Origin of the sequence: Enterovibrio norvegicus DSM 15893 (assembly GCF_900115495.1) — a bacterium.
Taxonomy (GTDB): Bacteria; Pseudomonadota; Gammaproteobacteria; order Enterobacterales; family Vibrionaceae; genus Enterovibrio; species Enterovibrio norvegicus.
In genome coordinates this window covers 38,255-52,246 of record NZ_FOWR01000006.1, presented here as the reverse complement: position 1 = coordinate 52,246, position 13,992 = coordinate 38,255, and the positions used below count along the sequence as shown (strand labels likewise).

The window sequence follows — 13,992 nt, the reverse complement described above, 5'->3', positions numbered from 1 at the left end:
ATGGATGACAACGCACAGTGTTTTGGTTCAATGGGCGCATAGCAGCCAAGTTGATGCCGCAAACAACGTGGTATCGCTTGTACATCAATGGACATTTGATGGTGGTATCACGGTGGAGGCTTCGCCATCACCTTTTGTTATGCCTCTACGATCCCAAGATGCGGCGATCGATCCAGAAGAGGCCTTTATTGCCGCGCTTGCAAGTTGTCATATGATGACGTTTCTCACCGTGGCTGAGAAACAGCGATTTGTGGTCGAAAGCTACCAAGATGTGGCTATCGGTACTCTGGGTAAGAATGCACAAGGACGTACTGCTGTTACGGATGTTGTCCTAAAACCAAAAATCTGCTTTTTCGGAGATAACACACCATCGTCGGCCATGATCAATAAAATGCATAAACTTGCGCACAAGCACTGCTTCATTGCGAATTCGGTAAACACCCATATTTCCATTGAGCCGAATCATTGACCTCTATGCCTAAATCACTTCAAGGTGCAGAACGTAGAGCTTCTCATTACGCTTAATTCTCGCGCTTTAAAGTCTGGGTATTTGGTCATTTTAGTTAGATAAAGTTGGACATGTTCGAAGGCCGCCATTAGGATGAGCTTCACTTGCTAACATTCAGTTGCATATAGGGAAATCATGCTCTGGTACAAAGTTGCAGAACAACTGACCCTCCACGATATCACTTTGATCGTGGGTCCCAATCGAACAGAGAAAACGAAGTTTCTATACGAACAATACGAAGGGCAGCCTTTTACATTGGACGTTTCTAAAGCAAAGATTGCCTATTGCGGCGGCGATACTAGGATCACCGATGAAGAATGGACTGACATCTCTGAAAGGGACTGCCCGTTTATCGGCGTCGACGATGCCCACCTTCTTACTCCCCTTGATCTTGTTAAGTTGATCGATATGGCGGTTGAAACGAAGAAGCGTCTCTACATGACGTGCAACGAGACGTTTGTTGCTCAGCTGCCTGAGTTTCTTTCACATGCAAAATTACGTCGATGTTCACTCGTGAAGTTAGAACGTTTTTCTGACACTGATGTGTGCGCTTGGACACTTGCAGACGTTTCATAAACATTGACATTGCATGTGACAGAGACAAAAAAGCCCAGCGACCGCTGGGCTTTATCATTATAGGGCTTTTCGCGAATTAACGTTTGTTGCGAAGGTAGCGCTTACGACGCTCTTCTTTCGTTTTCGCTTTTTCTTCCGCTTTGCGAACCGCAGCTTCTTCAACTGCCACAAGCTCGCTATCAATCATGTCTGGGTGCTCAAGGGTGATTAAGCCCAATGCGCCGTTGCGAAGGTCGTTGATTAAAATCTCAGACGCTTTGTGCAAATCAATACGACCGCCAGCACGCAAACAACCGCGTTTCTCGCCGATCGCTTCCATCAATTCGACATCGTTCTCTGGCAATTCTTCAATGTTGTAGCGACTTTTCAGCAAGTCAGGGTAGGCTTTCGCCAAGTACTCAACAGTATAGAAAGCAACTTCATCGTATTCCATTGCTGTGTCTTTGATTGCACCGGTTGCCGCCAAGCGGAAACCACTGTGTGGGTTTTCTACTTTAGGCCACAAAATTCCTGGGGTATCAGACAGCACAACACCGTTTTGTAGGTTAATACGTTGCTGTTGACGCGTAACTGCAGGTTGGTTGCCGGTTTTTGCTACAACACGACCTGCTAGGGTATTGATAATGGTGGATTTACCCACGTTCGGAATACCCATGATCATGGTGCGAATGTGTTTGCCCATTTCTTCGCGGTGCGGTGCAAGCTTACGGCAAAGATCCATGATTTTATTGACTTCACTGATTTGCTCAGTGGTAATTGCCATCGCTTTTACACCCTGTTCTTTTTCAAGGTGCTCAAGCCAAAGGGCAGTCATCTCAGGGTCCGCAAGGTCACGTTTGTTGAGTACTTTGATCACTGGCTTATCTTTACGGATATGGCGAATAAGCGGGTTTTCACTACTAAACGGAATACGGGCATCCAGCACTTCAATGATGACATCGATCTTAGGAACGACTTCTTCAATTTCTTTGCGTGCTTTGTGCATGTGGCCCGGGAACCACTGAATCGAGTTGTTAATCATTGGAATGATTGCCTTTTGAATACTTGTCTATCGCCGTCGAAAGGGGACATGCCACCGTGTCGAACGCGAAAATGATGGCGGCGATTCTAGCATTTAATTGTATGCAACGGAAAACGTTAGCGTTGGTGGAGGGCTTTGTTGGACAGAGAGTGGGCGATCTACGGCTAAAAATAAGAGGGAGTACATCGCGCTGCGTTTCGCGAATGCCTCCCTCTATGTGTTTCTCCCGTTCCTGTATTTATAACGCGGCGTTAGCTCATCATAAATAGAGGAATGGTCGAACGTTTCAGCAAGCTCTTCGTGAAATCACCGAACATTTGCTGATGGATACGTTGGTGCGAATAAGCCCCGCACACGATCACATCGCTATTTAGCGCGGCGGCCTGTTCAAGCAATGCTTGAGGTGCGCGAAGTCGACCTGCACCAAAGACCTTACTTTCACTCTGAATCCCGTGCATGGCGAGGTAGTCTTGAAGCTCACTTTGCGTGGGTTTGTTATTGACGGAACGTTCGCTAGTAGCAATGGTGACAGTGTCTACCTTACGCAAAAGCGGCATTGCTGCTGTGACGGCTTTGGCGGCTTGTGTGTCGCCATTCCAAGCAATGGTTGCGTGTTTAGGCGCAAAAACATCTTGGGTTCTTGGCATGATCAACACAGGTTTACCGCTATGCAGGATCGCCGCTTCAAAACTGACGCTAGACTTGCCCCGTTTCGCCTGCGGGATGATCGTCATGTCTGACAATTTTCCCTTCTCCGCCACCACTTCGCCACGAAACCCGTATACATCTTGCCACATTGCCGTGGTTTCAGGCTGGGATGTGGCATAGCGAGGAATACGTGTTTGGGTGGAGATGTGAAGACGCTGGCACGCGTCTTCAAATAGGGCTTTGAGCGGTTCTGCATCTTCACTGACATAATCTGCCACAATTTGGTCAATGCGTTTGTAAAACTCATCAGAGATCAGCTGTCTTTCTTCCGGCAGCAATTGCTTTGGATTTATCTGTGCGTGCAGCACATCTAAATGCGCATCAAAGAATTGCGCGACGCTGAGCGCGCCCGAAATGCGCTGCTTGGCATTTGCATGTGAAGCAAAGGGCATGATGATGGTTCGAATGGTCATGGTTGCCTCCTAGTTATCCAATGGGCCACGGAAGTGCGATGGCTTCTTGTAATAGGCCGATGGGCAGATCAAGCACCATGGCTTGAGTGAGCGCCAATAGAAAACCAACCGCAATGGTGGTTAAGAATGTCGCCCGCCACATACTGACACTGGCTTTCACCACCAAGAAGGCGATGAAAAATACCGTGATAGAAATGACATAGCCGACGAAATAACAACCGATGATCAAGCCTGATAACCAGTAGAGGTAATGCATCATGCTGGTGGCATCTTTATCAAAGGCGTATCCCTGTATGTATTCCAAATCAAAATACACAGGATCATTCGAAGGATTCCGAAGCAGTTGGTACAGCGCAATGGCAGACAGCACCCACATCAAACTGCTGATCACTATGGTGAAGACACCGCCAAGGAAACTTTGCTGGAAGCCATCATAGATGCCGTACAAAAACGCGATGTTCACACAAGCAGCAAAGATGATTTGCGGTCGGCGATTGTAGTTCGCACCCGTTGAGTTTGATGACGCTTCATCGTTTGCCGCTTCTTCTTCACGCTTTTTCGCGCTTTGGCGATACATAAACACCAGTGAAAAGATAGTGATGGCACCAATGATCATCACGCCTGGGCGCAATAAGAAGCCGATACCGTCAAACTGTACGGCTTGATAGAGATACGTCTCCATGCCGCTGGCGAGTACAAAGCCGATCAGGAACGCAGGGCGCGGCCAATCAAAGCGCTTCATGAGCACGCCAAGGAAGCCGATGGCCAACAGCGTGACCAAGTCACCCAAATCGCGGGTAGCTTGATACGCGGCAAAGCAAATCACCATCACCATAAACGGGGCGAGCAGGGCGTAGCGAATGGTGGTTAAGCGGGCAACCCAAGGGGAAATCAGCATACACGCACCCGCACCAAACACGTTGGCAAGGGCTAAAGACCAAACGATGGTGTAGGTCACACTTAGTTCAGTACTGACCATTGCAGGCCCCGGTTCCAAGCCCACCAATACCATGCCGCCGAGAAATACCGCCATGCTGCCTGAGCCGGGAATACCGAACAGCAAGGTAGGCACCAGCCCACCGCCCTCTTTGGCGTTGTTTGATGATTCTGGTGCGATAACACCACGCACATCACCGTGGCCAAACTCTGGCTTATCTTTGGTTGTTTGAACGGCGTGTCCGTAAGCAATCCAATCCACCACGCTGCCGCCAAGACCGGGGAGGGCGCCGATGATACAGCCAATAACACTGCATCGAACCGCCAGCCACTTGTTCGCCAAGAAGTCTTTAATGCCTTCCATCCAACCGCTGCCTAATTTGCTGGCATTGGCGATAGGTTTGTTTTGACGGAGAAGGTCGATAATTTCAGGTAAAGCAAAGATGCCCAAACCCACGACGACGAGTGGCAGACCGTCCATCAAGTAGAAATTGTCGAACACCATACGGTTTTCGCCCGTTGCTGGGGCGCTGCCCACACTGCCGAGGAGAACACCCAATCCACACGCAGATAAGCCTTTCACAAAGCTATTACCTGCCAGCGCACCAACCATGCTCAAACCTAAAATCGTGAGCATGAAGAGTTCGCCCGAGCCAAACGCCAAAATGACAGGACGTGCGATCAACACAAATCCGGTCAGTATGACTGCGCCGAACAAGCCACCAAAAAGTGAAGATGTAAAGGCGGCAGACAAGGCGCGCGCGGCCTGGCCTTTTTTCGCCATTGGAAAGCCATCAAGCACCGTGGCTTGGGAGCCACTGGAGCCGGGGATGCCCATAAGCACCGAGGTGAAGGTGTCAGAAGTGGGGATGACAGCAACCAAGCCGATGAGCATGGCCAAGGCTGAAATCGGATCCATGCCATAGAGAAAAGGGAGAAGAAGGGATAAACCAGCAATGCCGCCGAGGCCGGGGAAAATGCCGATGGCTAGCCCGAGTGCTACACCGCCTAACATGTAGGAGATGTGCTGCAAACTCAAAATGGTCTGTAGAGATTCAAGTAATTCGTTGAACATGATGCAACGCCTTTGAGAAAAGAAAAAAGGCACAGTCATGACAAGGTATGACTGCGCCTTTTTTAGGGGAACTAGAACTTAGTGTTGTATTTTTCGGTGAGCCAATTGCGAACCCATTGCAGATTGCTTTCATCCAATTGCAACGCCGCTTGAAGGGCTTTTTGCGCCGCGTCACCGGTTAGCTGAGGGTAGTCGCCCAGCACTTTGTTGGATTTCTCTTTGAAACCTGGATCATTGACTAGATTGGTCGCAGATTCACGCCACGCGGTCACAATGTCTTCCGGTGTTGATTTAGGTAGGAAGACCATTTTCTGAGCCGCGAAACCGGCAACAAAGAACGAGCGCCAAACATCGAAGCCTTGCGTAGGTTCTTGGTTAGGATAAAACGTCTCATAGACTTCAGCGAAGTGCGGAATGTTAGGGAAGTTAGGGTCACGCTGTAACTTACCGTCTTTATCAAGCACACCAAAGCTGAACAATGGAATCGCTTTACCTTCTTCCACCAACGGCGTTACTTTCTTGAGGAACGATGAACTGGTTTGAGAGTCGATGTTGACCTCGCCACGCTCAAACGCAAGGCGGCCTGCGCCACGTCCCTTCATACCAAACACGGCTTGAACATCCAGACCTAATAGCTCCATGCCGAGTAAAGGCACGAGATCGATGGACGTTGCACCTTGGCTTGCGTATTTGAACTTCACCTCGCCTTTTTTGGCGAGAAGCTCTTCAACGTTAGTGATGCCCGTTGATGGAGAAACGTATACCACACCGCCTGTTGGGGAGGCGAGAACGACATCCCATTTGGTGTAGTCGTAACGAACGCGACCATCTTTAAGCAGGTAAGGATATTGAGTAGATGCCGAGCTTGCGAAGATGTTCAGCCCGTTGTCTCGCGCTTTGCGCGCAAACTGGTTTGCCCCTTTTGTAGAGCCACCACCGGGAATGTTTTTCACAACAACAACAGGGTTGCCGGGCAACGCTTCACTGAGCAGTGGCGCATAGAAGCGACCCCATGTGTCTGTGCCGCCGCCTTCTTTATACGGGATCGTGAATTCCACACGTTTCCCTTTGAAAGAAACATCATCCGCAAGCGCTGTGCTTGGCAGTGCAATCAATGCACTCATGGATAGCAGTGCCGCTTTTAAAGACATGTTCTTGCGTGTCTTGGCTTGATTCGTTTGTTTGTGAATAAACATCATTTCACCCTCGTTTCCATTCGATACCACGCAATTGCGAGGCTAACTATGTCGTATTTGTTTGTTCATTTTCGACATTAGATTTCGAACCTGTCACCAAGCTGACATCAAACATTCTGATAACAAAAATGTTACATAGATCTGTTTCCAAACGAGAAACGAAGGCGATTAAAACGTGGTGTAACGGGTAGGAATCTAAAAATGAGGCAAAAAAAAGCCATTCACATTGAATGGCAAATTATTGAGCTTCATGTTGCTTTTGTTATGGGTATTCTCATTTAACCGTTATTTCTGTAGGAACAAGGCTTCTTACTAGACTGCTCTTGTTGTTGGCAGTGTGATCCCGTCACGGTTTTTCTTTTGCTATTGGATTTTTATTATAGGTATTCAGTTGCTTGGGTACTGGTATGGCTGTTTGTAATGAATCAGTAGTACGCATCCCCTTTGAATAGAGGACGGGCAGTGCGTACGAGTGCGGCTTGCTTGATTTGAGGCTCACTTTCGCCCGCTTCAATGACCACACTCACTTGAATTTTTCCGCTTGGATGTTCAATGTCCACGGTGTTGCTTTGCACCTCTCTCACCGCATCTGCTGCGATCGTACCCGGCAAGAAACTGGCGATGGCAACGCAGATAGCACCAGTCACAGCATGACTCGCGTGGCAGTTATGCGGAACAAAGTAACGAGAGGTAATGTTGCCGCCATTGGCGGGGGACGAAAGCAAGGAGACTTTTGGGATGACACTGTTACTGACATCGCCCATGCCCATTCGAACACCCGCTTCAAGGCGAATCGCTTCCAATGTTTTGAGAAACGCTGAATCGGCATCCAATGCTGCTTTGGTTTCGTGGCCGGTTTTTCCAAGGGAAGCGGCCGCGATATGCACCATAGGCACAGAGGCATCAATGCAGCTGACCTCAACGCCTTGAATCATATCTTTGACATGACCCGTGGGAAACAATTTGCCGGTTTTTGCGCCACCGACATTCAAGAAATTCAAAAGAATCGGCGACCCTGTTTCAGGCACACCATCTATTTTAATGTCGCCATCAAGTTCAACGCGGCCATTTGGCGTCTGTGCGGTGACTTCGATGATGGTATTGGTGTTGATGTTTCGTACTCTGACCGTGGTTTCCGGTGAGGAAAGGGCGATCAGGTTTTTCTCGTGTGCAAACACCACCACACCAGAAAGAATGTTGCCGCAAGAAGGGTTGGTATCCACGGTTTTGTCTTCAACGCCAACCTGTGCAAAGAGGTAATCTAAGTCCACATTTTCCGCTGCGCTTGCAGAGACAATGGCGACTTTACTGGTGAGCGTTGTTCCACCGCCAATGCCGTTGATTTGTTGTGGGTCGCCTGAACCCATAACGTGAATCAGAAGGTCATTGCGCTGCTTTTCATCTTGGGGAAGATCGCTGGCGAGGAAATACGCCCCCTTGGATGTGCCACCGCGGATCAGCATGCAAGGAATGCTGGTTGATCGTTCCATGTTTCAACTCCTTTGCCGTGTTACCTATGGCCAAAGGTTAAAAAATGAAACTGTCAGCAAGCTGTCATCGGTGAGCGCGAGGGTCGATTATTCAAATTCCTTTAACGCGTTTTCCCATTCAGTAATGACAATCTCGCGTTTATTTTGGTCTGAATTGACCAGCAGGGTGACATCGAGGGGAATGGGTTTTAACTGATCAACCAAGACCTTACGCATAAAAGTTGCCGATTTGGGACTGTTTATATCCAAACGGATAGGTGGCATGTTGGTTTGCTCCGACATTAAGCGTTGTCCGCGGTTGGAGACCAGATAGCTTAGGAACTGTTTCGCGGCCTTAGGGTTTTGGGTTGTTTTGTTGATGAAGGCGGAACGAATCACCACGGGCGTGTAGTCCTCTGCTGCCACAATGATGACATCTTGATACTTCTCTTCCCACGACTTGGCATACGAACCCATGATGTTATACGCCAGCAGAATCTCTTCATCATGCAGTGCCGTTAACATGGAAGCAGAGCTTGGAAAGGTGCGCGCATAGTGGCTTTTGAAAAGCTCTAAAATCTGACCGTAGTTTGTGGCTTGAATCCGCTCAAAAGACCACAACAGATACCCAATGCCCACTTCTCGAATATCAAAGGTGCCGATCTTTCCGGTGAGTTCTGCGCTGTAGCGACGAATAAAACTCAACAATTCGACGCGATTTTTGGGGACGACTTTCCCTTCCATAAACGCTTTGTTCAGCACTATTACCGCGGGCTCATAGCTGAAGCCATATAGCTCTTCACGCCAAACCGCCCATGATGGCAAATGGTTAATTTGGTTAGGCAGACGCCCAGTAGGCGGGGCGTATTGCAGTGCAAACCCATCGTTAACGAGTCGGAACTGCAAATCCATCACTGAGCTAATCGTGATGTCGGGCTGGGGCGACGCTTGGGTGCGTATGTATCGGTCTAAGGTGTTACTGCTGATGGCTTTGTATTCGAGTGTGATGCGTGGATATTGCTGCTGAAAATCATCAAGCAAAGGCTGCATTTCTGACAAATAGGCCGCTGCATAAATACGAAGCGTCGTTTGGTCACTCTCTTTCGCCAAAGACGGTGACCCACACAACGAAAGCACCGTTACGCAAGATGCAAAGAAAGCCCGTTTGAACGTGATGGAATAATCCTTCATTGGTGGCTCCAATGTCCGTAAGGGAAAGCGACATTTACCGTCAGCCCTGAAGGGTCTGTGTCTTCTAAAGACAATACGGCATTAAAATTGTTGGCGACCTCCAACGCGATGGCCATGCCAAGCCCTGTCCCTTGGCTGGTGTTATTCGGGCTTCGGTAGAACCGCTCAAACACATGGGGCTTGTCTTTTTCATCAATCCCTTGGCCGTGGTCTCGAATGGTCAGCACCGCATTCCCGACATCTTGATGGATGAGAATATCAATGGTGCTGTTTTCTGGGCTGTACTTGATAGCGTTTTCAATCAGGTTGAGCAGCATCTGCGTTAGTGCGTAGTCATCGCCATTAACGTAAATGTGCATGGATTCTTCATAACTGAGCTCAACTTTCTGGGACAAGGCATGAATTGCTAGGTCTCGGCACACTTGTTTAACGTGTTGGTTGAGATCAATGCGCGCGGGCATCATGCTTCGGTGACGATGGGTGATCGTGGCTTGGTTAAGCAGCTGGGTGATGGTGCGGTCTAAATGGTTGCAAGCGTGGAGTACGTTTTCTAAATAGCGCTCTGTTTCAGGATCTTGGTTCGAATTGATGGCAAGTTCAGCTTGCGCTTTCAATCCTGATAAGGGCGTTTTCAATTGGTGTGCCGCTTCACCCGTGAAGTTCTTTAAATTACGCAGTGTGGTATCCAGCTGTGCCATAAATCGGTTGATGGTTGTGATGAGGTGATCGACTTCCAGCGGGCCTTGCAAACTAATGGGCGTGAGGTCGACAGTCGAACGTTTGGCTATTTTTCGGTTGATGCTTCGAATCGGACGAATGATTTTCCACGTGGAGAGCAAGACGAGAAACATCGCACTGAGGATCACCAATCCCACCAGATTTTGCGCTTGGAAGGTGATTTCCTTTTTCAAGGCTAAACGTGATTCGAGGGTTTGACCTACTAAGACCATCACGTCTTTCAACCCATTGGGGGTGTTGACAGAGTTACTGATGATGGTGAAGCGAAAGGCATCGCCTGAGTAGTGCACGTCAAAAAAATCGGCTTTTGGTTCCAACGAGGGCTGGTGGTTTTCGACGCGCGTTCGAACAATGTCATGAGTTAACAGTTCGCGATACCCCGTGACCACGAACAGATCTTCCGTGACCACCAAGTACAACACCCGATCCCGTGGAGATTGTGCGAGAACCTTAAACGAAGAAATCGGTATATCAACGTTCCAATTGAGGTTCACGTAACGGACGTTATCAAGAATTTGCACGGCGGAGCCGCTGAGTGAGCGATCGTAAGACAGTTGTGCGGTGTGGTGCGCGTAGCGGTTGGCTGCCCAGAGCGTTATAACACTGATTGCAAACAAAAGGGCGAAGGCCGATGTCAGCAATTGAAAGCGAAGGCTTTTGCTGGACCAGTATTCATCACTAAAGGGAAGGCGGGGAAATCGAGACAAAAATGAAGACATGGCTATGCCGTTTTGTCGATGACGTAACCTAAGCCACGAAGGGTTTTTATTTCCACGTCGCTGCCTGCGAGTGCTTTACGCAGGCGACCGACATAGGTTTCTATCGCATTGAGATTGGGCGTGTCATCAAAGCCGTAAAGGTGATCGATCAATTCTTCTTTGCTCATCACACGGTTTGTATGTCCGAGAAAAATCTCTAAAAGGCGCAGTTCTCGTTGTTTAAGAATCACTTCATGCCCTTTCACAAAGACCTTGCAACTCGCTGGGTCGAATTCGATGTCTCCAAACTGCAGGTTATTTTGGTCGGAGCCTTGTCGACGACGCACTATGGCGCGACACCTTGCTTCCAGCTCACCTAAATCAAAGGGTTTGGTGATATAGTCGTCCGCCCCTAAATCCAACAAAGAGATGCGATCTTGCACCTCGGTTCGCGCGGTCAAAATCAAAATAGGGCAGTCAGAGGCGCGACGGATTTTCTTGGTTATCTGCTCGCCGGATTTATGCGGAAGGTTGAGATCAAGAATAATAAGGTCGAATTCTGTTTGATTAACCATGGCATACGCCACATCGCCATCATACGCGCAATCCACAGCATGGCCTTGCTTGGAAAACCGTTGTTCAAGCGCTTCACTGATCAATCTGTCATCTTCAACAATGAGTACTCGCACCGTATTACCGACTCGGATAGTAGAGAGTTGAATGTTAAGTATTGGTTTCTAAATGGTTAATTACAATGGTTTGTTGCGTGCGCTGCGCACGTTTCTCAAGTTTAAAATAGTGGAAATGTTCGCTTGGTAGCGACGGCTATACAGGGATGCTAGAGAAAGGAGACAGGCTAGCCGTCAGAAAAAGGAGAAAGGAAAACCTAGGAAGTCGGCATTCAAATGAACATATACCCAAACAACCTGAAATCGAGCATCTTCAGGTTGTTTGGGTATAATGCTTGAGGTGCTAAGACGTTTTGATCGGTGCTTATTCAGAGAGCCCGGTGTGATGGGAGCGAAAAGATTCAGGCACTGCTTGGGCAACTCACGCCAACGGTGTTCGCTGGAAAATACTCGTTAATGGATTTCGGCATACCTAGGTAGAATCCTTGAAAGTAATCAATTTCAAGTGCCAACATCGCATCGTATTCTTGCTTGTCTTCTACACCTTCTACCAACACTTGCGCGTTGACTTGTTTAGCGAGGGCAATTGCGCGGTGTATCGGGTCTTGATCGCCTTCAATGTAGCTTCTCAGTAGTGAGCGATCGATCTTCATGATGCTTGGGTTCATCTGGCGAACACGTTCTTCTTGCGATCCATCCACGCCATAGTCATCAATGGCAATTTTGAACCCATTTTTGACAGACTGGTGCGTGGCAAAAGAGAGGCGTTTGCTGTCATCGTGTAGGTGTTCAACCACCTCAAGCACGACGTGAGCGCGAGGGATTGAGAGTTCAGCGAGACGTTCAACCATCAACTGTTGGCTGGAAAATTTTTCGATGGAGGCAACGGCCGATGAAGGTAGCATATTGAGGAAAATCCAATGCTGTCCTGCGTGTCTGGCGAAGTTTCTTAGATGAATAACGCGGGCGAGTTTATCGACGCTAATTTGGTCGGAAAATGCTTCATCGGTGGGTAAAAGGTAGCGAAAGAGTTCTGCGGGACAAAGGTTGTTTCCTTGTTCGTCTTGGACTCGAACAAGCGCTTCAAAACCGAGGATAGAATTGTCTCTACGAAAAATGGGCTGGTAAACGCTGCGAAGATGAAACCCATTGAAAATAGCAATGAGATCGCCGTTGTTTCCGGCTCTCAGACACTTTTCAAAATCACTTCTTGTCCTTAGGTGCTTTACCACGGATTTCCTACCTCTAAAATCGCTGCAAAGAATCTTACGTTAAAGAATCGATTTGCAAAAACAAACATTCATTTCGATATCGAATTATTGTGATCTCCTGCCATGATCGTCTCAATAATGGACAACTTAACTTGAAAGCATGAAACGGTAAATTGACATGAGAAAATCGCAAGTTCCCCGATGTTTACTGATTCGTAAATAAAAACTTACACTGTTTCATACCGTATCCTCGCCGTTTTTCTGACGAATGTAACGTGGCTGTCTATCGTAGATTTAGGCACGGAAACTCTTGGGAGGCGTGAAATGAAAACACGTCAATACGCGTCAAAACCCCTCGATGTATTCGGGAAGATACATTGGAGTGCAGAAGAAAACGGCGTTTGGGAACACTTGGTTTCTCGTCAGCTTGGCTGTATCAAAGACAAAGCATGCAGCGCATATTTTGATGGTCTAAATCTGTTAGATCTTCCTCATCATCATGCGCCACAAATCGCTGACATCAATACGGTGTTGGGGGATACCACAGGTTGGCATCTCGAGCCTGTACCCGCGTTGATTGATTTCGACCGTTTCTTTACTTTGCTGTCTGAAAAGAAATTCCCCGTCGCGACGTTTTTGCGCACGGAGAAAGACATGGATTACCTGCAAGAGCCAGACTTCTTCCACGAGGTGTTTGGGCATTGCGCGATGTTAACCAATCCCGCGTTTGCCGCATTTACGCAAACATACGGGCGTTTAGGTGCGACGGCGAGTCAAGAAGAGCGGGTGTATTTAGCACGGCTTTATTGGTTCACGGTGGAGTTCGGTTTGATTCAACACAAAGGGCAACGCTCCATTTATGGTGGAGGGATTTTGTCGTCACCCGCAGAAACGGACTATGCCTTTTCCAGTGAGCAAGCAATCTACAAACCGCTCGACATCGTAGATGTGATGAGAACACCTTATCGTATCGATATTTTACAACCCATCTATTTTTATCTCAGCGATCTCGAAACATTGTTTAGCTTTACGCATATGGATTTAATGGCCCGTGTGCATCAAGCCATGGCTTTGGGTCTACATTCACCATTACATCCCGTCAAAATGGCGCAATAGGGAAGGAAACCATGACAAATTTACATGAATTGCAATGTGAAGCTTGCCGAGCAGATGCTCCTCGTGTTGAGCAAGATGAAGCCTCGGCACTACAAGCCAGTATTCCTGATTGGGAAGTGATCACGGTTGACGGTATCGACCAGCTACACCGCGAATTCACATTTAAAAACTTCAAACTGGCGTGGGCGTTCTCGAACGAAGTTGCAACGCTTGCTGAGGCGGAAGGGCATCATCCCGCCATATTGTTGGAGTGGGGAAAGGTGTCTGTGACGTGGTGGACACATAAAATCAAAGGGCTTCACAAGAACGATTTCATTTGTGCCGCGAAAACAGATGCATTGCTGCGATAGCTCACTGACGTTTGACGAAGGCAGCGAGCAACGTGGTAAGAATCGACACCAGAAAACGGGCGACGTCTGTCGCCCGTTTTTCGTATTTGCTACCTAAAGCACCGGTTTTTACACGTAATCAGGCGTTTGCCGTTGCAATTATTCCTGCCTTGCCTAT

General features: G+C 48.2%; 13 protein-coding genes. 4 read left to right on the top strand and 9 right to left on the bottom strand.

From position 1 onward, the window contains the following. The first annotated feature begins 4 nt into the window (after window positions 1–4). Together BM082_RS05140 and BM082_RS05135 are read left to right on the top strand one after the other, a co-directional pair. Complete coding sequence (locus BM082_RS05140) at window positions 5–469, top strand: OsmC family protein (protein ID WP_017017333.1); 465 nt, start codon at window positions 5–7, stop codon at window positions 467–469. A gap of 174 nt (window positions 470–643) precedes the next feature. Further along, window positions 644–1,084 (top strand): hypothetical protein, encoded by a 441-nt coding sequence (locus tag BM082_RS05135; RefSeq protein WP_017012415.1) that lies wholly within the window; start codon window positions 644–646, stop codon window positions 1,082–1,084. A gap of 76 nt (window positions 1,085–1,160) precedes the next feature. Here BM082_RS05135 and ylqF read toward each other — a convergent pair whose 3' ends face one another. The 9 genes from ylqF to BM082_RS05090 all read right to left on the bottom strand — a co-directional run bounded on the left by ylqF (window position 1,161) and on the right by BM082_RS05090 (window position 12,390). Then, a complete protein-coding gene (gene ylqF, locus BM082_RS05130; RefSeq protein ID WP_017017334.1) occupies window positions 1,161–2,105 on the bottom strand; it encodes a ribosome biogenesis GTPase YlqF in 945 nt (314 codons plus the stop codon). A 251-nt stretch (window positions 2,106–2,356) separates the two neighbouring features. Further along, window positions 2,357–3,226 (bottom strand): universal stress protein, encoded by an 870-nt coding sequence (locus BM082_RS05125; protein ID WP_017012417.1) that lies wholly within the window; start codon window positions 3,224–3,226, stop codon window positions 2,357–2,359. Between the two features lie 13 nt (window positions 3,227–3,239). Then, on the bottom strand, window positions 3,240–5,237 hold the full coding sequence (locus tag BM082_RS05120; protein ID WP_017012418.1) for a tripartite tricarboxylate transporter permease: 1,998 nt from the start codon (window positions 5,235–5,237) through the stop codon (window positions 3,240–3,242). A gap of 71 nt (window positions 5,238–5,308) precedes the next feature. Further along, the gene (locus BM082_RS05115) at window positions 5,309–6,436 is read right to left on the bottom strand and encodes a Bug family tripartite tricarboxylate transporter substrate binding protein (RefSeq protein ID WP_017017335.1); all 1,128 of its coding nucleotides are present in this window, start codon (window positions 6,434–6,436) and stop codon (window positions 5,309–5,311) included. A gap of 422 nt (window positions 6,437–6,858) precedes the next feature. Beyond that, complete coding sequence (locus BM082_RS05110; RefSeq protein WP_017012420.1) at window positions 6,859–7,923, bottom strand: 4-oxalomesaconate tautomerase; 1,065 nt, start codon at window positions 7,921–7,923, stop codon at window positions 6,859–6,861. Window positions 7,924–8,010: 87 nt separating this feature from the next. Beyond that, on the bottom strand, window positions 8,011–9,093 hold the full coding sequence (locus BM082_RS05105; protein ID WP_017012421.1) for an ABC transporter substrate-binding protein: 1,083 nt from the start codon (window positions 9,091–9,093) through the stop codon (window positions 8,011–8,013). Further along, window positions 9,090–10,550: a sensor histidine kinase gene (locus BM082_RS05100; RefSeq protein ID WP_074925597.1), complete on the bottom strand. Its 1,461-nt coding sequence runs from the start codon at window positions 10,548–10,550 to the stop codon at window positions 9,090–9,092. Before BM082_RS05100 ends, BM082_RS05105 begins: the two co-directional genes overlap by 4 nt. Window positions 10,551–10,552: 2 nt before the next feature. Continuing rightward, complete coding sequence (locus tag BM082_RS05095; protein WP_017012423.1) at window positions 10,553–11,218, bottom strand: response regulator transcription factor; 666 nt, start codon at window positions 11,216–11,218, stop codon at window positions 10,553–10,555. Window positions 11,219–11,559: 341 nt separating this feature from the next. Then, the gene (locus BM082_RS05090; protein WP_017012424.1) at window positions 11,560–12,390 is read right to left on the bottom strand and encodes an EAL domain-containing protein; all 831 of its coding nucleotides are present in this window, start codon (window positions 12,388–12,390) and stop codon (window positions 11,560–11,562) included. 303 nt (window positions 12,391–12,693) lie between these two features. Here BM082_RS05090 and phhA point away from each other — a divergent pair, with 303 nt between their 5' ends. Then, a complete protein-coding gene (gene phhA, locus BM082_RS05085) occupies window positions 12,694–13,485 on the top strand; it encodes a phenylalanine 4-monooxygenase (RefSeq protein WP_017017337.1) in 792 nt (263 codons plus the stop codon). A gap of 11 nt (window positions 13,486–13,496) precedes the next feature. Further along, the gene (locus BM082_RS05080) at window positions 13,497–13,835 is read left to right on the top strand and encodes a 4a-hydroxytetrahydrobiopterin dehydratase (RefSeq protein WP_017017338.1); all 339 of its coding nucleotides are present in this window, start codon (window positions 13,497–13,499) and stop codon (window positions 13,833–13,835) included. Window positions 13,836–13,992: the final 157 nt, after the last annotated feature.

What these genes read in the sequence shown, in the direction of transcription:
- BM082_RS05135 (WP_017012415.1), top strand. Translation starts at nt 644, where the DNA reads ATGCTCTGGTACAAAGTTGCAGAACAACTGACCCTCCACGATATCACT.
- BM082_RS05140 (WP_017017333.1), top strand. Translation starts at nt 5, where the DNA reads ATGACAACGCACAGTGTTTTGGTTCAATGGGCGCATAGCAGCCAAGTT.
- phhA (WP_017017337.1), top strand. Translation starts at nt 12,694, where the DNA reads ATGAAAACACGTCAATACGCGTCAAAACCCCTCGATGTATTCGGGAAG.
- BM082_RS05110 (WP_017012420.1), bottom strand. Translation starts at nt 7,923, where the DNA reads ATGGAACGATCAACCAGCATTCCTTGCATGCTGATCCGCGGTGGCACA.
- BM082_RS05080 (WP_017017338.1), top strand. Translation starts at nt 13,497, where the DNA reads ATGACAAATTTACATGAATTGCAATGTGAAGCTTGCCGAGCAGATGCT.
- BM082_RS05115 (WP_017017335.1), bottom strand. Translation starts at nt 6,436, where the DNA reads ATGATGTTTATTCACAAACAAACGAATCAAGCCAAGACACGCAAGAAC.
- BM082_RS05125 (WP_017012417.1), bottom strand. Translation starts at nt 3,226, where the DNA reads ATGACCATTCGAACCATCATCATGCCCTTTGCTTCACATGCAAATGCC.
- ylqF (WP_017017334.1), bottom strand. Translation starts at nt 2,105, where the DNA reads ATGATTAACAACTCGATTCAGTGGTTCCCGGGCCACATGCACAAAGCA.
- BM082_RS05105 (WP_017012421.1), bottom strand. Translation starts at nt 9,093, where the DNA reads ATGAAGGATTATTCCATCACGTTCAAACGGGCTTTCTTTGCATCTTGC.
- BM082_RS05100 (WP_074925597.1), bottom strand. Translation starts at nt 10,550, where the DNA reads ATGTCTTCATTTTTGTCTCGATTTCCCCGCCTTCCCTTTAGTGATGAA.
- BM082_RS05120 (WP_017012418.1), bottom strand. Translation starts at nt 5,237, where the DNA reads ATGTTCAACGAATTACTTGAATCTCTACAGACCATTTTGAGTTTGCAG.